The 21,176-nt window shown below is 56.0% G+C and carries 22 protein-coding genes; 14 read left to right on the forward strand and 8 right to left on the reverse strand.

What is annotated here, in order from left to right:
- Window positions 1-91: 91 nt before the first annotated feature.
- The 6 genes from GUC22_RS08840 (at window position 92) to cobS (ending at window position 5,001) form a co-directional block, all read left to right on the forward strand.
- Window positions 92-1,528, forward strand: a complete 1,437-nt coding sequence (locus GUC22_RS08840; RefSeq protein ID WP_154930156.1) for a capsule assembly Wzi family protein — start codon at window positions 92-94, stop codon at window positions 1,526-1,528.
- Between the two features lie 127 nt (window positions 1,529-1,655).
- Window positions 1,656-2,129: a DNA gyrase inhibitor SbmC gene (gene sbmC / locus GUC22_RS08845; protein WP_004138797.1), complete on the forward strand. Its 474-nt coding sequence runs from the start codon at window positions 1,656-1,658 to the stop codon at window positions 2,127-2,129.
- Window positions 2,130-2,231: 102 nt separating this feature from the next.
- Window positions 2,232-3,290, forward strand: coding sequence for an FUSC family protein (locus GUC22_RS08850; protein ID WP_004138799.1), 1,059 nt, complete (start codon window positions 2,232-2,234; stop codon window positions 3,288-3,290).
- A 168-nt stretch (window positions 3,291-3,458) separates the two neighbouring features.
- Window positions 3,459-3,794 carry a DUF496 family protein gene (locus tag GUC22_RS08855; protein WP_004103624.1) on the forward strand — a complete coding sequence of 112 codons (336 nt, stop codon included), beginning with the start codon at window positions 3,459-3,461 and terminating at the stop codon, window positions 3,792-3,794.
- Window positions 3,795-3,987: 193 nt separating this feature from the next.
- The gene (locus GUC22_RS08860) at window positions 3,988-4,221 is read left to right on the forward strand and encodes a bifunctional adenosylcobinamide kinase/adenosylcobinamide-phosphate guanylyltransferase (RefSeq protein ID WP_064342931.1); all 234 of its coding nucleotides are present in this window, start codon (window positions 3,988-3,990) and stop codon (window positions 4,219-4,221) included.
- A gap of 39 nt (window positions 4,222-4,260) precedes the next feature.
- The gene (gene cobS / locus GUC22_RS08865; RefSeq protein ID WP_154922853.1) at window positions 4,261-5,001 is read left to right on the forward strand and encodes an adenosylcobinamide-GDP ribazoletransferase; all 741 of its coding nucleotides are present in this window, start codon (window positions 4,261-4,263) and stop codon (window positions 4,999-5,001) included.
- Between the two features lie 131 nt (window positions 5,002-5,132).
- Here cobS and GUC22_RS08870 read toward each other — a convergent pair whose 3' ends face one another.
- A complete protein-coding gene (locus GUC22_RS08870; RefSeq protein ID WP_024359995.1) occupies window positions 5,133-6,242 on the reverse strand; it encodes an adenosylhomocysteinase in 1,110 nt (369 codons plus the stop codon).
- Between the two features lie 185 nt (window positions 6,243-6,427).
- Here GUC22_RS08870 and GUC22_RS08875 point away from each other — a divergent pair, with 185 nt between their 5' ends.
- Window positions 6,428-7,159: an HPP family protein gene (locus GUC22_RS08875; RefSeq protein ID WP_004138821.1), complete on the forward strand. Its 732-nt coding sequence runs from the start codon at window positions 6,428-6,430 to the stop codon at window positions 7,157-7,159.
- A gap of 49 nt (window positions 7,160-7,208) precedes the next feature.
- Here the strand turns inward: GUC22_RS08875 and GUC22_RS08880 are convergent, their stop codons facing one another.
- Window positions 7,209-7,598, reverse strand: a complete 390-nt coding sequence (locus tag GUC22_RS08880) for a tautomerase family protein (RefSeq protein WP_160183489.1) — start codon at window positions 7,596-7,598, stop codon at window positions 7,209-7,211.
- Between the two features lie 114 nt (window positions 7,599-7,712).
- Between GUC22_RS08880 and GUC22_RS08885 the strand changes: the two genes are divergently transcribed.
- Complete coding sequence (locus GUC22_RS08885) at window positions 7,713-8,630, forward strand: LysR family transcriptional regulator (protein WP_004138824.1); 918 nt, start codon at window positions 7,713-7,715, stop codon at window positions 8,628-8,630.
- On the opposite strand, the gene GUC22_RS08890 is transcribed toward GUC22_RS08885, so the two are convergent.
- Both GUC22_RS08890 and shiA read right to left on the reverse strand, forming a co-directional pair.
- On the reverse strand, window positions 8,623-9,354 hold the full coding sequence (locus GUC22_RS08890; protein ID WP_064342925.1) for a lipoyl protein ligase domain-containing protein: 732 nt from the start codon (window positions 9,352-9,354) through the stop codon (window positions 8,623-8,625). The genes GUC22_RS08885 and GUC22_RS08890 overlap by 8 nt on opposite strands.
- A gap of 9 nt (window positions 9,355-9,363) precedes the next feature.
- Window positions 9,364-10,698 (reverse strand): shikimate transporter, encoded by a 1,335-nt coding sequence (gene shiA, locus GUC22_RS08895; RefSeq protein WP_049087411.1) that lies wholly within the window; start codon window positions 10,696-10,698, stop codon window positions 9,364-9,366.
- Window positions 10,699-11,001: 303 nt separating this feature from the next.
- Here shiA and GUC22_RS08900 point away from each other — a divergent pair, with 303 nt between their 5' ends.
- The 4 genes from GUC22_RS08900 to GUC22_RS08915 all read left to right on the forward strand — a co-directional run bounded on the left by GUC22_RS08900 (window position 11,002) and on the right by GUC22_RS08915 (window position 14,320).
- Window positions 11,002-11,499: a molybdopterin-dependent oxidoreductase gene (locus tag GUC22_RS08900; protein ID WP_004138833.1), complete on the forward strand. Its 498-nt coding sequence runs from the start codon at window positions 11,002-11,004 to the stop codon at window positions 11,497-11,499.
- Between the two features lie 10 nt (window positions 11,500-11,509).
- The gene (locus GUC22_RS08905; RefSeq protein ID WP_102650311.1) at window positions 11,510-13,435 is read left to right on the forward strand and encodes a putative bifunctional diguanylate cyclase/phosphodiesterase; all 1,926 of its coding nucleotides are present in this window, start codon (window positions 11,510-11,512) and stop codon (window positions 13,433-13,435) included.
- 205 nt (window positions 13,436-13,640) lie between these two features.
- Entirely contained in the window at window positions 13,641-13,973 is a 333-nt protein-coding gene (locus GUC22_RS08910) for a DUF1971 domain-containing protein (protein WP_004138835.1), read from the forward strand.
- Window positions 13,974-13,981: 8 nt separating this feature from the next.
- Window positions 13,982-14,320 (forward strand): DUF1869 domain-containing protein, encoded by a 339-nt coding sequence (locus tag GUC22_RS08915; protein ID WP_004138837.1) that lies wholly within the window; start codon window positions 13,982-13,984, stop codon window positions 14,318-14,320.
- Between the two features lie 84 nt (window positions 14,321-14,404).
- Here the strand turns inward: GUC22_RS08915 and GUC22_RS08920 are convergent, their stop codons facing one another.
- Window positions 14,405-15,103, reverse strand: a complete 699-nt coding sequence (locus GUC22_RS08920; RefSeq protein WP_004138839.1) for a GntR family transcriptional regulator — start codon at window positions 15,101-15,103, stop codon at window positions 14,405-14,407.
- A gap of 258 nt (window positions 15,104-15,361) precedes the next feature.
- Between GUC22_RS08920 and GUC22_RS08925 the strand changes: the two genes are divergently transcribed.
- Window positions 15,362-16,897 (forward strand): PTS transporter subunit EIIC, encoded by a 1,536-nt coding sequence (locus tag GUC22_RS08925; protein ID WP_064342923.1) that lies wholly within the window; start codon window positions 15,362-15,364, stop codon window positions 16,895-16,897.
- Between the two features lie 11 nt (window positions 16,898-16,908).
- A complete protein-coding gene (locus GUC22_RS08930) occupies window positions 16,909-18,237 on the forward strand; it encodes a 6-phospho-alpha-glucosidase (protein ID WP_049089510.1) in 1,329 nt (442 codons plus the stop codon).
- Window positions 18,238-18,275: 38 nt separating this feature from the next.
- On the opposite strand, the gene GUC22_RS08935 is transcribed toward GUC22_RS08930, so the two are convergent.
- From GUC22_RS08935 to GUC22_RS08945, 3 genes are read right to left on the reverse strand one after another with little or no spacing between them, the layout of a single operon-like run.
- Window positions 18,276-19,751 (reverse strand): EAL domain-containing protein, encoded by a 1,476-nt coding sequence (locus GUC22_RS08935; protein WP_171820865.1) that lies wholly within the window; start codon window positions 19,749-19,751, stop codon window positions 18,276-18,278.
- The gene (locus GUC22_RS08940; protein ID WP_148865335.1) at window positions 19,738-20,643 is read right to left on the reverse strand and encodes a fimbrial protein; all 906 of its coding nucleotides are present in this window, start codon (window positions 20,641-20,643) and stop codon (window positions 19,738-19,740) included. Before GUC22_RS08940 ends, GUC22_RS08935 begins: the two co-directional genes overlap by 14 nt.
- Window positions 20,644-20,660: 17 nt before the next feature.
- Window positions 20,661-21,164, reverse strand: coding sequence for a fimbrial protein (locus tag GUC22_RS08945; RefSeq protein ID WP_004138850.1), 504 nt, complete (start codon window positions 21,162-21,164; stop codon window positions 20,661-20,663).
- Window positions 21,165-21,176 lie beyond the last annotated feature (12 nt).

Here is a 21,176-nt window from a genome sequence, read left to right on the forward strand (position 1 = left end):
TGGCGCTTCGTTTACTTTCACTCCATTACCTTACCCGGTCACCCTTCAGGAAAAAGCCTGGCGTTTGTGCGCCATAAATGGAGCTGGGAAGATGAAATACTTTGCGCGTAGTGCGCTTTCTCTGGGACTTTTCGCCGTTTTTAGCACCGCCAGTTTTGCCTCTGGCCTCGTTCTGGCCGATAACGAATTTCGCAATGATTTAGCCTGGTTATCCGACCGCGGAACCCTCGCGTTAAGCCTGTCGACCTGGCCTCTGAGCGAGGAGGAGATTAACCGCGCGTTGGCCAACGCGCATCCGACAACCTCCGCAGAGCGGGGGGTTCTGAGTCGTGTAAATCAGCGTTTAAGGGCGCTGAAAGCCGACGTGCGCGTTACCGGTTACAGTTCCACTGATAAGCCGGGAACCCCGCAGGGGTTTGCCCAGTCCTATCCCGCCGACCAGTCGCTTTCTCTCGCCCTGAACAACAGCGGCGAATGGTGGGATCTGCATCTACAGGGCAATGTTGAAGGCGACAAGCGCATCAGCAACGGTTCGAGCGTGAACGCCAACGGCGCATACGGCGCGGTAAAGCTGTGGAATCAGTGGCTTGCGTTCGGGCAAATTCCGCAGTGGTGGGGGCCGGGCTACGAGGGCAGCCTGATTCGCTCCGATGCCGCGCGGCCGATGACCGGTTTTCTGCTGCAGCGCGCCGAACAGCGCGCGCCGGAATCCTCGTGGCTGAGCTGGATTGGCCCCTGGCAGTATCAGCTTTCCGCCAGTCAGATGAGCCAGTATGCCGCCGTACCGCATACCAAAATCTTCGGCGGCCGCCTGACGTTTTCGCCAATCTCCTCGCTGGAGCTGGGGGCCTCACGCATCATGCAGTGGGGCGGCGAAGGGCGACCTTCATCATTCAGCAGCTTCTGGGACGGTCTGACCGGCAATGACAACACCGGCGAATCGGCCGACGATCCCGGCAACCAGCTGGCCGGTTTTGATTTCAAGCTGAAGCTGGCGCCCGCTCTGGGCTGGCCGGTGAGCATTTACGGCCAGATGATCGGCGAGGACGAAGCCGGATATTTACCCTCGGCGCACCTCTATCTTGGCGGCGTGGAAGGGCATCACCAATGGAATAGCAATGCGGTTAACTGGTATCTGGAAGCCCACGATACCCGTTCGAACATGGGGCGCACCAACTACATCTATAACCACTTCATCTATAAAGACGGCTACTACCAGCAGGGCTATCCGCTGGGCGACGCGATGGGCGGCGACGGGCGTCTGTATGCCGGTAAGGTAGAGCTGGTAACCGAAGAGAACCAGCGCTGGAGCGCGCGGCTGGTCTACGCAGAGGTCAATCCGAAGAACCAGCGAATCAATAAAGCCTTCCCGCGCGCCGATACGCTGAAGGGCGTGCAGTTGGGCTGGAGCGGCGATGTGATGCCGACGGTACGTCTGAATACCTCCGTGTGGTACACCGACGCCAACCACAGCGCCAGCGACGATGTCGGGGCCAGCATCGGCGTCGAGCTGCCGTTCATTTTATAACCGGATGGCGCCGGTTTTTTTACTCTTCTTGCCGCGCGGATTTGTGAATTGCCGCACATACTATGGCTGATAGTACTGCTAATTTATGTGTATATATATACAGTATTTTATCAACGGTGGAGGCAGCATGGAATATAACGTTAAGTCCGTGGGCAAGAAGAAAATTGCCGGGTTTCATCTGGTCGGTCCCTGGGAGCAGACGGTTAAACAGGGGTTTGAACAGCTAATGATGTGGGTTGATAACAGCCAGGTTCCAGCGCAGGAGTGGGTGGCCGTTTACTACGACAATCCTGATGAGGTCCCGGCGGAAAAGCTGCGCTGCGCGACCGCCGTCACGGTGGCGGAGGACTACTCAATCCCCGCCAACAGCGAAGGCGTGATGATGACCGATATCGCCGGCGGAGAGTACGCGGTTGCCCGTGCCAGAGTCGAGAATTATGACTTTGCAACGCCGTGGTATCAGTTCTTCGAGAGCCTGATGCAAAGCAAAACGCACCAGATGGCGATGAAACCCTGCTTTGAAGTCTATCTTAACGATGGTAACCAGGACGGCTACTGGGATATTGATATGTACATCGCGGTCGAGCCTGCGGTGAAGTAAATCGAACATTGTCCCTTCGCTGGACAAGGTTTATTACATTCGCGTGATGCTTGCGGCGAAAAAGCAGTTACAATTGGCCTTTTCGTTGTGTCGGAGTAGGTTGTGCGCGCGGATAAATCACTTAAGCCATTTGAAATTCGGCTGTATCGCCATTACCGCATCGTCCATGGCGTGCGAATAGCATTGGCCTTTGTGCTCACCTTTGTGCTGGTGCGCCTGCTTAACGTTCCTGAAGGCACCTGGCCTCTCATCACCCTGGTGGTGGTGATGGGGCCAATCTCCTTCTGGGGAAACGTCGTACCGCGCGCGTTTGAGCGCATCGGCGGCACGATCCTCGGCTCGGCGCTCGGGCTGGTGGCGCTTAAGCTGGAGCTCATCTCGCTGCCTATCATGCTGCTGTGGTGCGCGGTGGCGATGTTCCTCTGCGGCTGGCTGGCGCTGGGCAAAAAGCCTTACCAGGCGCTGCTGATCGGCATCACCCTGGCGGTGGTTGTCGGCGCGCCGCCGGGCGATATGACGACCGCGCTGTGGCGAAGCGGCGACGTTATCTTCGGTTCCCTGCTGGCGATGCTGTTCACCGGTATCTGGCCGCAGCGGGCCTTTCTGCACTGGCGCATCCAGATGGCCAGCTACGTCACCGCCTTCAACCGGCTTTATCAAGCCGGCTTCTCGCCGAACCTGGTAGAGCGTCCGCGTCTGGAAAAGCACCTGCAAAAGGTCCTCAACGACGTGGTGAAAATGCGCGGATTGATTACGCCCGCCAGCAAAGAGACGCATATCCAGAAAGCCATCTTTGAGGCGATCCAGACCGTCAGCCGTAACCTGGTGTGCATGCTGGAGCTGCAAATCAACGCTTACTGGGCATCGCGTCCCGGCCACTTCGTGATGCTTAATGCCCATACGCTGCGCGAAACTCAGCAGATGACTCAGCAAACGCTGTTGACTATCGCCCACGCCCTGTATGAGGGCAACCCGCAGCCGATCCTGGCCAACAATGAAAAGCTCAACGAAATCGTTGCCGAACTGCGCCAGCTCATCAAAGAGCAGCAGGACGACAATTTCTCCGAAACGCCCATTCATGGTTATGTCTGGTTAACTATCGAGCTGGCGCGCCAGCTCGAACTGCTGTCGCATTTGATCTGCCGGGCATTGCGTAAATAAAGACCAGACTCGCGTGGTTTTTCCATCGCTTGCTTCGATTCAGCAGCGTTTAGGGTTATGATAACGGCAAAGGAAAAAACATTGTCATCAGCGGCTGCTAACAGTTATGTTAGCCCTATGTAGCAGTCGCTTTAGCGAATCCGAATCTCAAATATTAGGGGTATAAAAATGGAAACAACTAAGCCTTCTTTCCAGGACGTACTGGAGTTTGTTCGCCTGTATCGTCGTAAGAACAAACTGCAGCGTGAAATTCAGGACGTTGAGAAAAAGATCCGTGATAACCAGAAGCGCGTCCTGCTGCTGGACAACCTGAGCGACTACATCAAGCCGGGCATGAGCGTTGAAGCTATTCAGGGCATCATTGCCAGCATGAAGAGCGATTACGAAGATCGCGTTGACGACTACATCATCAAAAACGCCGAGATCTCCAAAGAACGTCGCGACATCTCTAAAAAGCTGAAAGCAATGGGCGAAGCGAAAGTAGAAGATAAATCTGCCGAGTAATTCCCGTTTAAGCGCTCCGGCGGCGCTCGCTGCCGGAGTTCCTCTTCTTTCTCTTGCGCCATCTCGCAAATCCTTCGCAAAACACCCCATGCAACGCTGAATCTTTCCCGAGGAATTTGGTATACTTCCGCGGTAAACATATTGATATCGGAAGGGTTTATCTCATGCTGTCCCTGCAACAGGTGCCGCCGCGATGATACTGATTACCGGCGACGCCCATAGCGGCCAACGCCGCGACGCCGAATCTTTACTCAACTCTTTCGTTTCGGCGATCTACATCGCTACCTCCCGGATATCCGACAATCAAATCGCCGCGCGCATTCAACACCACCGTGATACCCGGCTTGCCCACTGGCGGCTGGAAGAATGCGGCCGTGCTCAAGCCGCGCGCACAAGTCAGGTTACGGCCGGCGGCGGAGATGAATAACCGCTGGCCGCGGGGTTTATCGACAGGAGTCCTCTCTCAATGATTAAGTCTTTTTTTGCCGCATTATCGTTTATCAGCCGCCTGCCGGTCCCGGCGAGTTTATCCCAGGGGCTGGAAATTGAACAATATCAACGCAGTATAGTCACATTCCCCTTGGTCGGATTGCTGCTCGGGGCGATTGCCGGCGCCGTCGTGATGCTGCTCCAGCCGTGGTGCGGCGGCCCGCTTGCCGCGCTGCTCGGCGTGCTGGCGCTGGCGCTGTTGACCGGCGGCTTCCATCTTGATGGGCTGGCGGATACCTGCGATGGCATCTTCTCCGCCCGCCGGCGCGAACGGATGCTGGAAATTATGCGCGACAGTCGGCTGGGCACTCACGGCGGGCTGGCGCTGATTTTCGTGCTAATGGCGAAAGTGCTGGTGGTCAGCGAGGTGGCGCTGCGCGGCACGTCGGCGCTTGCCGCGCTGGCAGCCGCCTGCGCCGTCGGCCGCGGTATGGCGGTGCTGCTGATGTATCGCCAGCGCTACGCCCGCGAAGAGGGGCTGGGCAACCTGTTTATCGGCAAAATCACGCTGCGTCAGACGCTGATTACCATGGGGATCGCACTGGCGCTGGCGACAGTGCTGCTCGGAGTTAACGGTCTGCGCGCGGCGCTTATCACGCTGGTGCTGGTCTGGGCGCTGGGTCAGGCGCTGAAGCGTACTCTGGGCGGGCAAACCGGCGACACGTTAGGCGCGGCGATTGAGCTGGGCGAAGTCATATTTCTGCTGGCCCTGCTGTAGGATTGGCTTTCTTCCCGGTGGCGCTGCGCTGACCGGGCTACGGGTTAACAGCGCTCTGCGGGGCGGTAGCCCGGACAGGCGCATCGCGCCGCCTCCGGGATATGTGCCGGGATATTATCCGGCACCTATGGCTATAGCGCTTTTTGCCATACGCTCTGCGGCAGCAGATAAACGTCCGCTGGCGCGTTCATGCCATCGGTCACAATATGCTGAATGCCGCTGGCCATCACCGCCAGGGTGACGTCAAAGGCGTTCAGGCTATCGCCAAAACCGGCGGTCAGGTTGAGCATCGAACCGTTCGCCAGCAGATAAACGGTTTTATCGCCCATCCGGTAAGCGTTGATATAGGGCATGACCTCTTCCTGCGCAAACTGACGCAGGTACTCGCAGTCAATCTCTTCCGCCACGTGACCCACGTTGAGGATAAACACCCCATCTTTGGACTTATCCAGCGCCTGGCGGTTAACGACTTTTTTGCCGCCGGTCGCTGTGGCCACCACGTCCGCCGAGGCGATAGCCTCCTGTAATTCAACGACGTGCCAGCCATCATAGGCCGCCTGTAATCTCCGTGCCGGGTCGATTTCCGCCACCATCACCTGGCCGCCGAAGGCCTTCGCTGCCGCCGCGACGCCCTGGCCGACCAGACCATAGCCGATGACCAGCACTTTTTTCTCATGCAGGGTCAGGTGGGTTGTCTGGAAAAAGGTATGCCACGCGGTCAGGCCGACCATATGACGGTTGTGCAGTCCTTCCTTAACCGGCAAATCATCCCAGTTAAAAATCGGATAGCCAGGACGAATATCGCCCAGACGGCTCACGCCCGAACCTGTCGCTTCAAGCCCGGCGACAACGTTGCCGAACTCCCCGCGCTGATGCAGTAGGGTCGTAATATCCGCGCCCATTTCGCACAGATGCGTCGGCTGCCAGGCAATCGCTTTTTCCCACGATTGCTGCCAGTCGGCATCGCTCATATCGCGCCAGGCGCAGGCCTCCGCGCCGCGCTCCACCAGCCAGGCGACCACCTCATCCTGTACCGTGGTTGGGTTACAGGTGGTGAGAAAAACCTTCGCGCCTTTTTCCAGAATTCCCTGCACCAGCGGGATCATTTTCATATCGAGATGCATACAGCAGGCCAGACGCACCTCGCTGAGATCGGGCAGGGCGGCGACCTGACGCAGGGTGCGCGGCATATTCTGACTGGCCCATGCGATTTCTTTCTCTAATTTTATTTTGTTATTCAACGTGTTTGACCTTCAATCCATAGAATGCTGATACCCAGAGGTGAGGGGATTTTAACGTAGCGCGCGCCGTTTTTACATTCACAAAATGAATGGCAAAAAGCCACGATAAAGACATGGTTGTTAAAATAAGGTTAAAAAAAGAAAATAAAGCATAAGTTTTTACGATGACGTAAGCGAGCAGCAGGATGTTAAGCGTATTACCCGGATCGCTCTTTTCGCGGATCCGCATTTTTCTCGGTCGCCTGAAGCCACACGCCTTACCGGTCGCCAGAAAACATATTGTTCTGGCCTCGATCGGCGCCGGGACGGGCCTGGCGGTGACCAGCTTGTTCAGCCACTGGCTGTTAGGCGAGGTTAATATCTGGTTTATCGCCCCTATGGGCGCCTCGGCGGTACTGCTGTTTGGCGTCCCGAGCAGCCCGCTGGCCCAGCCTTGGTCGATTGTCGGCGGCAACGTGCTCTCGGCGCTGATCGGCGTGACCGTGGGCATAGCGATCCCGAACCTGGCGCTGGCCTGCGGCGTGGCGGCAGGGCTGGCGATCGCCGGCATGTACTTCCTGCGCTGCCTGCATCCGCCGGGCGGAGCGGTGGCGTTAACGGCGATCCTCGGCGGGGCGGGAGTACAGAGCGAGGGCTACCACTTTGTTCTGACCCCGGTATTACTCAATTCCCTGATGCTGGCGCTGCTGGCCATCGTCTTCAACAACCTGGTCGGACGTCGCTACCCACACCCGCTGGCCGCGGAAGAGGTGAAGGCTAAAGCGGTGCCGCTGGGCCTGTCGGTAACCCGCGATGATATTCACGCGGCCCTGCTGGACGGCCAGTTTCTCGACATCGATGAAGACGATGTGCAGGAGCTGCTGGAAAATATAGAACAAAAGGCCAGACAGCGTATCGCCGGCGCCCGCCGATCCTGATTTTCCCGCCCACCGCAGGGCGATGCGGCGCTCCGCATCGCCGCCAGGGCTACAGTTCGCCGGTAACGTACTGCGCCACGCCGCGGCCAAAGCTCCAGTCCCCTTTGTGGTTGCTGATTACCGAGATCATCAGGTCGTCGCCGCTCAGCCCGCAGTACTCCTGGAGCTCAGCTTGCAGGATGGCATAAAAAAGCTGCTTCTGCTCTTCGCTGCGCGGGCTGGTATATACCCTCACCACCACCACCTCCCGGCTGCGCGTCAGCCCTAGCCCGGTGTCTTCAACGATCATATGGTAGGCTTTGTTTTCATGAACAATCTGGTAGCGGTCGCGCTCTGGCACCTTGAACGCCTGCACGACGGCGCGATGTGCCGCATCCAGCAGGGTTTTGATCTCGCTTTCGCTGCGTCCTTCAATGATATCAAACGTCAGTAATGGCATAGCAGATGATCCTTATTGTCGGGTTAACGGTCTGTGAATGTGATGCTAACCAATGCTGACGACGGCAAAAACCGCTATATTTGAACGCATTGTTTTTCTCTGTGAACAATCGATATGCGCGAGATACGCCCGGAAATTTACTGGACCCATTTGTACTGGCTTACGGTGCTGGAGGAGCAAAAAAGCTATACCCGCGCTGCGGAAAAGCTGGCGGTCAGCAAATCCGCCATCAGCCAGAAAATTAGCGAACTGGAGCGGGTCACCGGGAAAACCCTGGTGCACCGCACCACCCGTAGCGTGACCCTAAGCGAAGATGGCCTGCGGCTGGTGGCGGAACTGAACGAGCCGTTTGGGCAGATCCGCGAGATCTTTACCGGCACCTGCGATGAGGAAGGCGGCCCGCTACGCGGTACGCTGCGCCTGACCGCGCCGGTGGCGTTCTCACGCCAACAGCTAGTCCCGGCCATTACCCCTTTTCTGCATCAGCATCCGCAGCTTCATCTCCAGCTGGAGGTGACCGACCGGCTGGTGTCGCTCGCCAGCGAGGGGTTCGATCTCGCCATTCGCCACTGTCGTCGCGAGCTGCTGCCGGAGACCCACGTGGCCTGGCCGCTGTGCCGTACGGCTACCCTGGTGGTCGCCTCGGCGGACTATATTCGCCGCTTTGGCCGTCCCGATTCGCCAGACGCGTTGCGTCAGCATCAATGCCTGACCTACCCGCGCGGGCCGCAAAGCCCGCACTGGACCTTTGAGCGCAACGACGAGCGGGTGAGCGTTAAGGTGCAGGGGCCGTTTGCCACCAATAACAGCGAATCCCTGCGCGACGCGGTGCTGGCGGGGCTGGGTGTTGCCTTACTGCCGGATTTTAGCGCCAGGGAGGCGATTGGCCGCGGGCTGGTACAGGAGCTGCTGCCGGGATGGCGGCCGGTGGATGTGTTTGCGGAAAGTCTCTACGTCATTCGCCCCTACACGCCACGCGTATCGCGGGCGGTAGAGGCCTTTAGCCGCTATCTGAAGGCGACCTTCAGCTGATATTATCGAGCTGCTGCGCCAGCGCCTCGCGAAAGCGCGGCAGCAAATCGGCCCCGTCTGAAATCAGCTCCGCCAGGGTCACGGTTTTACCGGCGCGGTAAACCCGCCCACTGCCGAGCCGGGCTTCAAAATCATTGGCTGCCCGGTGAGCCGCTGCCAGGTCGGCATCCAGCAACACCACCGCGTGCGCGAGAACCACATGGCCTTGACCTTCCGCCATCGGTCGCCAGTACTGGGCCGTGCCGGCTATTTTTCGCGCATTCTCGCCCTCGCCGCAGGCCAGATTATAGCGACCATCGCAAAAAGAACCGTTGACCGCCTGGAAGTGGCTGGCCACGCCGAAAGTCGCCAGCGTGCGCTGCAGCAGCGCGCAGAGGGAAAGATAAATCGGCTCTGCGGCTTCGCCCAGCGAGTGATAAACCGGCCAGGCCAGGCTGAGATTGACAATTCCCGGCCCCTGCGGCACCAGCCCGCCGCCGGAGCGGCGCAGCCAGACCGGCCATCCCCGGCTGGCGAACTGCTCGCTCGTCGCCGGGAGTTCAGCAAATTTCCGATAGCTTCCCGGCACCACAAACCCCTGCGGGGCCTGCCAGAGCTGAGCCACCGCTTCCCCGTCGCGAGCCCGGTCAAACAGCGGTTGCTCGGCCAGCGTTGGGTCGGCGCAGTAGCGAACCGGCAGCTGCTGGTGGTTAAAGCGCAGCGGCCAGCAGGGATCCTGAGTCATCATTTCTCCTTACTGAGGTTCTTCGTCATGGCGGCTGGGTTTCATCAGCATCGCCGTGAGGGCGGAGAGCAGGCAGCCCGCGGTCAAGTAGATAGCGACGCTATGCCAGGCGCCGCCGGATAAGGTGACCAGGGCGGCGGCGATAAACGGCGTAAAACCGCCGCCGACGACGCTGGCGACCTGATATCCCACCCCGGCCCCGCTGTAGCGATAGCTGGCGCCGAACATTTCGGTAAACATCGGCTGCTGTACGCAAACCACCATGTCGTGCGCAATATTCGCCAGCATGAGCGCGAAAAACAGGATCCAGAAGTAAGACTGGCTTTCGAGCGCCATAAAGAACGGGAAGCCGCTGAGGGTACCGATCAGCGCGCCGGTGATATAGACGCGGCGTCGACCGAAGCGGTCCGCCAGCCAGGCGAAGCAGGGGATGGTCAGGCAGCTGATGGCGCCGACGAGCAGGCCAATATTCAGGAACAGCTCGCGCGGCAGACCGAGGTTTTGCGTCGAATAGTTGAGCGCAAAAGCGGTGACGATATACATGGTCAGCAGTTCGCACAGACGCAGACCGATAATCATTAAGAACGCGCCCGGATGGCGGAATAGCGCTTCCACGACCGGCAGACGCTTTTTCTTTGGCTGCCCCTGCTGTTCGCGCTGCTGCTGTTCAAATTCGGCGGATTCCGCCATGCCGTTGCGGATCCAGAGCGCCGCCAGCACCAGCACGACGCTAAACAGGAACGGCAGGCGCCAGCCCCAGCTGAGGAACTGTTCATCGGTGGTGCTGGCGCTTATCAGCGATACCAGCCCGGTAGAGAGCAGCAGTCCGACGCCGTAGCCCACCTGTACGCCGCTGCTGTAAAACGCTTTCTTATTTTTCGGCGCGCTCTCTACCGCCAGCAGCGCCGCGCCGCCCCATTCACCGCCCACCGCAAAACCCTGGACGGCGCGCAGGAGGACCAGCAGAACCGGCGCCCACCAGCCAATCTGGCTGAAGGAGGGAAGCAGACCGATACAGGCGGTGGCGATCCCCATCATCCACACCGTCAGCATCAGCATGCGTTTACGGCCGAGGCGATCGCCGAAATGGCCAAAGATAATGCCGCCGAGAGGGCGGAAGAGGAAGCCGACGCCGAAGGTGGCAAACGCGGCGAGGGTGCCCATTGCCGGGCTGATTTGCGGGAAAAACTCCCGGTTAAATACCAGCGCGGCGGTGATGCCATAAAGAAGAAAGTCGTACCAGTCGACCACGGCCCCGGCGAAGCTGCCCCAGGCCGCTCTGCGGGCGCGGTTGAGTGAGCATGCCTCCTTGCCGGGGCGTTGAGAAATTAACGTTGAGTCCATACCTGTCCTGTCTGTTGCTGAGTTTTTAATTATTGGAATGAGACGCTTTTCGGATCCGCGCCAGCCTTGAGACTACCGCGCGGATGGTTAAGAGAAAAGATTTTTACCTGCTCTGGGCGTTTAAAGGCATAAAGGGTTTGCTTAACCGGGCGCGGGACGTCTTTGCGACGCGTTCAGAATGTGAGCTTCGGAGTCCGCTTATTGTTTTTAATTTTAATTTTTGAACTCAATGGGGACACCTTTTAAGAAATGACTTAAATGGTTTACAATTAACAAGTCTCCAATTTCGGAAGGGTGAGTTAAATGCGTTTAATTTTTGCAGCTTTATTTTGTGTTATGGTTTCCCCTTCCGCTTTTGCAGAAAAACTGCCAGCGCCGGTGGGCCAACCCGTTTTAACTATTTCCGGCCTGATTAGTAATACGAATGAGGGTGATACCGCCGTTTTTGATGTCGCGGCATTAGAAAAGCTGGGGATGCAAACGGTGATCACAACCACGCCGTGGTACTCGGGAAAGGTGCGCTTTGACGGCATTTCCCTCAGTAAACTCATGGATTTAGTCGGTGCCAAAGGTAAGTCGGCGCGGGTGCTGGCGCTAAACGATTACACCACCATCGTACCCATCGATGATTTTCATAAATTTCCGGTAATTTTGGCTTTAAAAATGAACGGCGAATATATGCGCATTCGCGATAAAGGGCCTTTATTTATTGTTTATCCCTACGACAGTAGCCCGGAATTGCAGAATCAGATTTATTATTCCCGTTCGGCATGGCAGGTTTCGAAGATTATAATTGAGTAAGGGTTTGATCTTGAATCGAATACTCACTGCCATTATTTTGTTGCTCTTCCTTGTGACCGGTTACATTACTTATCTGGTGCATGAGCGGCAAAGTGAGCTGCAAAAATTAACGCGTTATACCGATTCGTGGTCCGTTTCCCAGATAGTCTCCGAGTACATGCGCCTCGAGGCGCGGCTAAGCGCGATGGGGCTGGAGGTGAAGGGAAGCGACCACGATGAGGTACGCCTGCGCCTGGAAATTATGATGAGCCAGATCGCGCTGCTGCAGCAAGGTGATTTGGGAAAGTTTATCGGCAAAGATCCTCACCGTAAGGCGATAGTTGACAGCCTGATTGGTCTTCTGGGCCGGCTGGATAAGCAGCTGGATACCATGTCGACAGCGCAGCTGAAGCTGATGCTGCAGGAGATGAGCACTCTCGACGGGCCGTTGACCTCGCTTGCGTCTACTTCACTCGCCCAGGATTTTAATCTTGTTAATCTGACCCACGATAAAATACAGAACCTGTATTACATCTATTCGGCTATTTCTATTCTGCTGATTATTCTGTGTATCACTCTTGGGCTGTTGATGCTGAAGCAGAATAACACCCTGCGTCGCGCCCACGTGCGGATGAAATTACTGGCAACCGATCTGCAGGCTTCAAAAGAGAAGCTTCAGGTGCAGAACCGTCGGCTGCAGTACGATGCCTATCATGATTCGCTGACGGGTATGCCCAACCGGCTCTCTTTCTGGCAACGTCTGCAGGAGGTCGTTAATCAGGTGCGGCCTTATAACGGCTCGGCGGTCGTCATGCTGTTTGACCTGGATAATTTCAAGGACGTCAACGATACCCAGGGGCACGATGCCGGGGATAAGCTGCTGCAGGATTTGGCCAGCCGTCTCTCCTTTTTTCGCAAAACGTCAGAAACGCTCTACCGGCTGGGAGGGGACGAGTTTGCCCTGGTTTCGCACGATCTCAACGAGGAAATGGCGCTGGAGCGGGCGGAGGCGATCCGGGAAAAGATCAGTCAGCCGTATCAGATTTACGATACGCTGATCCAGATTGGCGCCTGTATCGGGATTGTTATCTCTGACGGCGAAAGCCGCACCGACTATTTATATAAATGCGCCGATCTGGCGCTGTATGAAGCGAAAAAAGCGGGGTCCGGTAAAGTCCAGGTATACCGCCCTGGGTTGCTTCAGCGCCAGCAGGAAAACAAATCCTTCGAAGATGATCTCATGCAGGCGCTGAACAAAGGTGAGTTAAGGGTTTACTATCAGCCGATAGCTGACACCCTGAACGGTGAAATCTACGGCTACGAAGCGCTGGTGCGCTGGTTCCATCCGCTGCGCGGCAGCGTTCCGCCGACCGAATTTATCCCGGTCGCGGAGAAGATTGGCCTGATTAATCAGCTGGGCGAGTGGGTGTTGAGAACCGCCTGCGAAGCGGCCGCCAGCTGGTCGTCGCCGCTAAAAGTGTCGGTTAACGTGTCGCCCATTCAGCTGATTAATAGCTCACTGACCGATACCGTGGTGGCCATATTGAGAAGCACCGGGCTTGACCCGCATCGTCTGGATCTGGAGATTACCGAATCTGACGTCTTTAACGAAAATACCCGCTCTTTAGAGATCCTCAGCCAGCTGCGCGAGCTCGGGGTGCAGATCTCCATTGATGATTTTGGTACCGGCTACTCTTCGTTATCGCGTTTAAGCTACTTCCCCTTTGATAAGATAAAAATCGACCGCTCTTTTGTCATTAATATTCCTGACCAGAAAGATGACCTCGATATCGTCAGGCTGATTATCAGCATGGGCAAAAGCCTGCATATGCGTATCGTGGCTGAAGGGGTCGAAACAGAAGAGCAGCTGCAGTCGTTACGCAAATTAGGCTGTGACCTGGTACAGGGCTATTTAATCGGTAAGCCGGGGCCGCTTAATTCACCCGAAAACAGGTAGTTCATCTCTTAATAAGGGCAATGTTAATTTAGCTGAACATTGCCCTTATTTATTTTAAATCGCTGTAATCCCTAATAGGTATAAATAGGGGTAGAGATTCGTGTCGTTAAAAAATAATACCCTTAGCGATTGAAAGGGGTATATCATATGCAACATATTTTCCTGGTTCCGACCGTATATGCGGCGCGTTAAGAGAGGCAAAATCATGCAGCGAATCATTATTCCTACCCACTATGTGCATACCCGGAGCACGCCGCTGTGGACCAAACAGACGGCGCCGGCCTCAATCTGGAAGCGGCACCTGGATGCCGGTACCCGCCAGGGCGTCTATCCGCGTCTGTCGGTCATGCGCGGAGCGATCCGCTATTTTGGATATGCTAATGAGACCAGTGCGGATCCGCTGGAAACCCTAACCATTGCCGAAGGCGAATTTGGCGTTTTTCCCCCTGAGAAATGGCATCGCATCGAGGCGTTAACGGAGGATACCGTTTTTAATGTCGATTTTTACGTTGACCCTAAAATTCTGATCGAGGGATAGGCATTATGATGAACAGTGAAAATAAAGGCTATGCGTTAGCGGTTATCAACGGCAACAATAAAGAGAAAAAAGAAAAAGTCTATCTTAAGCCGATGGCTCTTTATGTACCTGATATCGCCGCCCAGGCCGTGTCTGAACTTATTTCTACGCTGTCGACGGATAACGCCGGAGGAAAAGGATTTATATTAACGGTGACCAATAATAATAACGGCGTGTCGGTCGATAGTGAATTTGCGACCCTGGCCGGGCTACAGGATCCGCAGACGGCGGCCGACGCGGTAAAAGACCTGATTAATATTGTCCGCGGCTACGAGTCCGACGAAGAGACTAACGTCTGCGGCTGGTAGTCGTGTGCCGAAGGCAAACCGTCAGCTGACGCTGGTCGCCCCGCGTTGACCAGCGCCATTCGCGTCAGCGGTAGCCAGCGGTTTTTAGCGGCGAGTGATGTGTTTGACATTGTATTTGTTGGTATTTTGGTAAATATCGGATAAATCGACAATGGTATTGTTATGCGCATAGCTGATTGACTGCACCCGTAGCAAAAGGCTGTTTTGTGGAACCTGCAAGAGCTCTGCCTGTTCGCGGGTGGCGAGAACCGGGGTATAGCTGCGGTGGCTCTCCAGAATGGTGATATTGCACTCTTTCTTGAAATAGTTAAATTTCGATCTTTCCAGATTTCCGACGCTTAACCAGGGAAAAATCGCCACCGGTATATAGCTGTTTTCAATCAGAATAGGCGAGTCGTCAATCATCCGGATGCGTCTGACGTAATAGACCTTTTCACCCGGCTCAATTTTCAACTGTTGTGCGATCGCCAGAGGCGCATCGATCATCGTGAACTCAATAACCTTGTTATGATAGTTGGTGACGCCGCCGATGTGCATCTGGTAGTTGAACCCGTCAAGCTCCCCACCGTGATAATTACTCTTGCGCGCCACGTATGAACCGCTGCCGTGACGCTTGACGATCAGTTTCTCACTCTCCAGCAGCGTGAGCGCCTTACGGATGGTCATCACTGAGACCTCCAGCTCCCCGGCCAGCGCTTTTTCACTCGGGAGCGCATCTCCGACCTCAAACTCATCGCTATTGATGCGATTTTTTAGCCTGTCGGCGATTAATTTGTATATCACTTATAGATGTCTCCTGGCGGCGCTGTTTATTGAATTTTGTTTCTATCTGATTGATTTTAAAATTATATTTATTTTTATAGATTTTCGTGTCTTAGCTATCATCTATTTATTTGATTTTATTTATATATCTATTACTTCAAGAGATATATGACTTTCATCACAGATGACGATTTAACTCCTCTGATTTATTTCCGTCGACGCATAGGCTGAATCGCATGTTTCGAGCGCTGACGGTCGATAAGCAGTACGGGGGGGAGAATGATCGGGGTAAAAAAATTACAGGATTTTTCGAAGGCCATGATTGGGCCTGTGTTGTATTTGCCGGTGATTGGTCTGTTGATTGCGTTGCTCAGTATGACAACCAATAAAATTTGGCTAGCGGAAGACAGCTCGCTTTATCTGCTGGGGAAATACGTTTCCAGCATGCTGTGGGCAGTGATGAACAACCTTGGCTTCTTCTTTTGCCTCGGGCTGGCGGGGGGGCTGGCTAAAACCCGCAAAGCGGAAGCGGCTTTTGTTGCCGCAATGACCTGGTTTATGTACCTGGCGGCGAATAATAGTTGGCTAACCTTGACCCAGCGCCTCGCCGCCGGCGCCAGTAACGCGCAGCTTTACGGCAGCGGACAAACCTATATTTTTGGTTTCCAGGTCATTGATATGGGCGTATTTCTTGGCATCATTCTTGGCTGCGCGGTCGCTTTTATTCATAACCGGTTTGTCGAAATTGAGTTTCGCGGCGCATTCTCTATTTATGGCAATAGCAAGCTGGTCCTGATTATCATGATCCCGCTGGTCGGCGTATTTGCCATCGCCACGGTGTATGTCTGGCCGATCGTGGAACACGGCATCTCGGCGCTGACCGGGGTAATGAAAACCTTCGGGGCCGCGGGCGTTTTTCTGTATGGTTTTCTCAATCGTTTTCTTATTCCGACCGGATTACACCACCTGATTTGGTCGCCGTTTGTGTTTACCTCCATTGGCGGACAGCTGTTGATTGATGGACAGACGGTGGTGGGGGCAAAACCCATTTTCCTCGCCGAAATCGCCAATAACACCGGGGCCGCGTTAAGCGATTCGGCGCGATTTCTCACCTACGGGATGGTGAAAATATTCGGTACCGCCGGAATGGCGCTGGCCTTTTATAAAACCGCCCGGCCCGAAAATAAGCAAAAGTTAAAAATCACGCTGATTCCTTTGATTGTGACCTCGTTCCTGGTGGGCATAACCGAACCTTTTGAGTTTTTATTTATCTTTACCGCACCGCTGCTGTGGCTGGTTTATTCGCTGTTAGACGGGTTTTTCCAGATGCTGGCGTGGCTGCTTGATGTACGGGTCTGCGCCACCAACGGCATTATCGACTTTATTGTTTACAACATTCCGGCGGGAGCGCATCTCACGCGCTGGCCCGTGTTTGTCGCGCTGGGGCTAATGGAAACAGCGGCAATGTATTATGTCGGTAAGTTTATGATTATCCATTTCAAAATGCGAACGCCCGGCCAGGAACAAGAGGTCGCCGTGGTTAATCAACCGCCAAGCGCAGGTTCGCCTGACGCGGCGTCAGGGGAGCAGGTCATCCTCGGCCTTGGCGGCAAAGAAAATGTCTGTTCTGTCGATAATTGTTTTACGCGACTTCGGGTTGACGTGCGGGACCCTGCATTGATTCAGGAACATATTCTGAAGACCAGCGGCGGTACCAGCGTCATTATTAAAGGTCATCACGTTCAGGTTATTTATGGTTTAGGGGTTAATAAAATCCGTAACGCTGTGAATCGCTATTTAGATGTGCATGAATAATGAGGTGGAAGATGAAAAATAAATTTGTTGTGACTATTGCAGGCGGCGGCAGTACCTACACGCCGGGAATTGTGATGATGCTGCTGGAAAATATGGACAGGTTTCCGCTGAGCGAAATTCGTCTCTATGATAATCATCGCGATCGGCAAAGCGTTATCGGTGAAGCCTGTGCGATTCTGGTGGCTGAACGCTATCCGCAAGTCGCATTTAGCTTCACCACCGATCCGCAGGAAGCCTTTACCGGCGTCGATTTTGTGATGGCCCATATTCGCGTAGGCCTTTATGAGATGCGCGAAAAAGACGAGAAAATCCCGCTTAAGCATGGCGTGATTGGCCAGGAAACCTGCGGACCGGGCGGTATCGCTTATGGTATGCGCTCTATCGCCGGCGTCCTTGAACTGGTTGATTATATGGAAACGTATTCACCCGGCGCGTGGATGCTTAACTATTCCAATCCGGCGGCTATCGTGGCCGAGGCCACGCGTCGGCTACGCCCAACGGCCAAAATTATTAATATTTGCGATATGCCGGTGGCCATCGAAGGGTTATTTGCCGATATTCTCGGACTTAAATCGCGTAAAGAGATGAACGTGCGTTATTTCGGCCTGAACCATTTTGGCTGGTGGACCAGCATTACCGACAAGGCCGGTAACGATCTCATGCCGGCCTTAAAAAACCACGTTGCCGAACTGGGCTATTGCAGTCCGAAAGAGGATTTTCAGCATAAAGCGCCGAGCTGGATTGAGACTTTCAAAAAGGTGAAGGACGTCTTTGCGCTGGATACCGACACCTTGCCCAATACCTATCTGAAATACTATTTTTATGCCGATTATGAGGTGGCCCATTCGGACCCTGACTTTACTCGCGCCAACGAGGTGATGGCGGGGAGAGAGAAGGAGGTGTTTGATATGGCCAGAGAAATCGTCGCCCGGCAGAGCGGCAAAGCGGCGCATTTCCATGCCGGGGCGCATGCGACCTTTATCGTCGACCTCGCCTGCGCCATCGCCTTTAACACTCAGGAGAGAATGTTGCTGATTGTGGAAAACAACGGCGCTATCGCGAATTTTGACGATACCGCGATGGTCGAAGTGCCTTGCCTGGTGGGCGTTAATGGCCCCGAGCCGCTGGCGATGGGTAAGATCCCGCTGTTTCAAAAGGGGATGATGGAGCAGCAGGTGGCGGTTGAAAAACTGGTGGTGGATGCCTGGGTTGAAGGAAGCTATCAGAAGCTGTGGCAGGCGATGACCCTGTCCAAAACCGTACCGAGCGCTTCGGTGGCAAAAGCGATCCTTGATGAACTGATTGTGGCCAACCGCGGCTACTGGCCGGAACTGCGCTAATGCGCTGTCAACGCCCGATGTCTCCCGTCGGGCGCTGACTACACTGCGACGCCGGACTGCGGCTCCGCTTCGCCTGAGAGCTCCGCCATCATCTCCGCCACGTTTTCCCTGCCTACCGGCGCAGCGATGGCGTCCCCCTGAAAAGAGTCGACGCCCAGCGCTTTGAGTTTGTTAAATTTATCCCGGCTGTCCACGCCTTCCGCCAGACAGCGGCTGTCGGTCAACTGGCAGTAGTGGATGAGGCTTTTAATCAGGGCGAGCGCGTGCGGATCGCGCTGCATATCATTGACGATGCTCATATCCAGCTTGTAGGCGTTGAATCTCACCGTACGTACCGGAAACATCACGCTGCTTTGCGAGAAGCAGCCATCGAGCATGATACGAAAGCCGCGCTTTTGCAGGCGGGCGATATTGTCGGCTGTTTTGCCGTGGCGGTTGAGGTCGCTGTTTTCAGCGAACTCGAGCACCAGCCTCTGCGACCGCTGCGGCTGACGCAGCTGCTGGCGCGCGGTTTCCATCATGCGAAGCAGGTTATCATTACTGGCGACGGCGGCGGGAATATTCACGGCGAAATAGCATTCGCCAGAATGCCGGTTGATATTCTGTACCGCCTCCTGAAGCACAAAAGCGGTGAGCACCAGCCAGGCATATTCCGAGCCTATTTGCGGTAAAAACTCATCGGCAAGCAGCACGCTGCCGTTTCGGTTCCAGCGGGAGAGGATCTCCATCCCCTTTAATTGCCGGCGTTCATCGGCAATGGCCTGGAAAACCGGGAAGATATGTCGGGTGTGGATCGCATGGACGAGTTCGCGCTCGAAAGCGGAAAGGGCGGCGATGGGCTCGCTTTTCTGTTCTCGTATCTGGCTGCCGGGAAAACCGGGGGCCATTTCAGGATGGTGTTCCACCATTTTTTTTAATCCTGCGGTTCTTTGATTGTAGAGCGTTTTGTGGCTGATGCCGCGGCGTTTCGCCTGAGCGCTGGCGCTGTAGCCGCAGAGTAAACCGAGGATGGCGTCCAGCTCCGGCCTGGTGAGCCCGGCGGGGCGCTTGCCGAAAGCTCGCATCTCTTCCTCTGCCAGCTGTTCAAGGGAAGGATAGCCGTCGAGTATGGCGTCGCGCAGCAGCGCCGCCAGGCTGGGGACCGGCAGATCGGATGCGGCGGCTCGCACGGCTGAAAGCAGGCGACGGTCGGCGACCTGATGCAGCAGGGTGGACCACAGCCAGCTCGCCGGGCTGCGGCTGAGAAACAGCATGGGAAGCGGCGTGGCGGACCGAGCCAGCAGCGCGGCGGCCCGCTTCAGGGTGGCGAGAAGCCGGGCGGGAGCTTCTGGGAGAAAGACCACCACGCGGCGAACGCCAGCCGGTAGGGCCGGCGACTCTGACGGCAGCACGACGGGCCGGGTTCCCCCTTCCTCTATTATCCGCACCAGCCCCTCGGCGGCCAGCGAACAGGGCGACAGGATGCAGTCGACCTGCCGCCTGCCGGCAGGGGGCGGGGGGTTATTCGTAAACAAAGGTCACTCCGATAATTGACTGCACGTTACCCGCGGTCACCTGGCCGCTGGTGCGCGCGTAGTTGGCGGTTAATCCGAGGCTGACCGCCGAGGTTCCGACGTTGCCTAACGACACCGTGGTGTTGGCGGGAACGACGCTGCCGTTACGGGTTAGCTGAACGCCCACCCCCCGGGCAGGGGAGACCGAGGCGGTATTGGTAAATATCGAATTGGCCGCGTTCTCCGTGGTACCGGAGAGGTAGTAGCCCAGATTCTGGTTTTGCGCGCAGTAAACCGTCAGCGGAATGGCGGCGGACGCGGGATATTCCGGCAGCGTCACCGTCACATCGCGAGCGGAAACGTCGCAGCCGCCGGTTGGCACCACGACGCTGTTGTTGGCGTAAATGTTCCATACGAACTGGAAGTCGTCATTATCCTTGTTGTTGGTCTGGCGCAGGATCAGGACCGCGATTAATGAACCGGCGGAAATCGCGACGCCGCCCGCGCTGCTGATGGGCGTCAGATAGAGGACGGTGGGCCAGGGGCTATCAACAATGGAATTGTAGGTCATACGCGCTGTTTCGCTGGTGGTCGGGAACGGATAGCTGACGCCGTTATACCTGACGGTGCCGGAAAAACTCGACAGTAAGCCGCCGTAGGCTGAACCGCGCTGCAGCGTCACGTAGTCGATCATGGTTTCCGGGAAATCGTTATGGCAAAAAATTTGCGTCGAGAGATCCACCACCAGATTCTGCCCGACGCTGACCGCCGGCGCGAGGTTCACGTAAACGTTCGCCGAGCCGCCGCCGATGGGGATTGTCACCCCGGCGGCGGTTTTACAGGCGAACGACCAGGCGTTGAGCGACCAGCCCGCCAGCAGCAGCGTTAACAACAGGGTGACTATTTTTTTCATTCCTCTTTTCTCCTGGCTCAGGCGTAGGTATAGGTGACGTTAATCACCGCCTGGATCGTTCCCTGGGTAGCGCCGCCGTTGACCGTTAGCGCTCTGACCTGGAGCGGGAAGCTGGCGGTCTGGGTGGCGTCATCCACCTGCACCTCTTTTCTCGCGCCGGTATTCAGCGTGGTGCCGCCCGCATCCTGGAGCTCAAGCTGGATATTGCCGGCGGTACCCTGGTTTTTGTAATAGCCGGTGGCATCCGCCGTGCCGCTGAAGCTGGCGGTGACCCGCGATGTGCCGACCGGGCAGTTGCTCAGGTTGAGCGCCACGCTATGCCAGGGCGACGAAGAGCCGGCGGACACCAGGCTAAAGGTATAGAGATCGCCGAGATCGACGGTGGCGTTAACGGTGGAAACCGTACAGGGTTTGGCCACCACTTTGCCGTTAACGGTAATGGTGACGTCGGCGGCCTGTAGCGTCGGGGAGGACGCCGCCAGCATCGCGGCCAGCAGCCATCCGGAATAGGTCGGGTTCATCAGCGCCTCCGG

This window comes from Klebsiella sp. MPUS7 (genome assembly GCF_009905335.1).
Lineage (GTDB): Bacteria > Pseudomonadota > Gammaproteobacteria > Enterobacterales > Enterobacteriaceae > Klebsiella > Klebsiella grimontii.

Bases quoted from the DNA above. Each gene is read 5' to 3' on its own strand.
- GUC22_RS08875 (WP_004138821.1), top strand. From the start codon at position 6,428: ATGTTAAGCGTATTACCCGGATCGCTCTTTTCGCGGATCCGCATTTTT.
- GUC22_RS08840 (WP_154930156.1), top strand. From the start codon at position 92: ATGAAATACTTTGCGCGTAGTGCGCTTTCTCTGGGACTTTTCGCCGTT.
- GUC22_RS08940 (WP_148865335.1), bottom strand. From the start codon at position 20,643: ATGAAAAAAATAGTCACCCTGTTGTTAACGCTGCTGCTGGCGGGCTGG.
- GUC22_RS08945 (WP_004138850.1), bottom strand. From the start codon at position 21,164: ATGAACCCGACCTATTCCGGATGGCTGCTGGCCGCGATGCTGGCGGCG.
- sbmC (WP_004138797.1), top strand. From the start codon at position 1,656: ATGGAATATAACGTTAAGTCCGTGGGCAAGAAGAAAATTGCCGGGTTT.
- GUC22_RS08860 (WP_064342931.1), top strand. From the start codon at position 3,988: ATGATACTGATTACCGGCGACGCCCATAGCGGCCAACGCCGCGACGCC.
- cobS (WP_154922853.1), top strand. From the start codon at position 4,261: ATGATTAAGTCTTTTTTTGCCGCATTATCGTTTATCAGCCGCCTGCCG.
- GUC22_RS08885 (WP_004138824.1), top strand. From the start codon at position 7,713: ATGCGCGAGATACGCCCGGAAATTTACTGGACCCATTTGTACTGGCTT.
- GUC22_RS08910 (WP_004138835.1), top strand. From the start codon at position 13,641: ATGCAGCGAATCATTATTCCTACCCACTATGTGCATACCCGGAGCACG.
- GUC22_RS08890 (WP_064342925.1), bottom strand. From the start codon at position 9,354: ATGACTCAGGATCCCTGCTGGCCGCTGCGCTTTAACCACCAGCAGCTG.
- shiA (WP_049087411.1), bottom strand. From the start codon at position 10,698: ATGGACTCAACGTTAATTTCTCAACGCCCCGGCAAGGAGGCATGCTCA.
- GUC22_RS08930 (WP_049089510.1), top strand. From the start codon at position 16,909: ATGAAAAATAAATTTGTTGTGACTATTGCAGGCGGCGGCAGTACCTAC.
- GUC22_RS08925 (WP_064342923.1), top strand. From the start codon at position 15,362: ATGATCGGGGTAAAAAAATTACAGGATTTTTCGAAGGCCATGATTGGG.
- GUC22_RS08855 (WP_004103624.1), top strand. From the start codon at position 3,459: ATGGAAACAACTAAGCCTTCTTTCCAGGACGTACTGGAGTTTGTTCGC.
- GUC22_RS08900 (WP_004138833.1), top strand. From the start codon at position 11,002: ATGCGTTTAATTTTTGCAGCTTTATTTTGTGTTATGGTTTCCCCTTCC.
- GUC22_RS08880 (WP_160183489.1), bottom strand. From the start codon at position 7,598: ATGCCATTACTGACGTTTGATATCATTGAAGGACGCAGCGAAAGCGAG.
- GUC22_RS08915 (WP_004138837.1), top strand. From the start codon at position 13,982: ATGAACAGTGAAAATAAAGGCTATGCGTTAGCGGTTATCAACGGCAAC.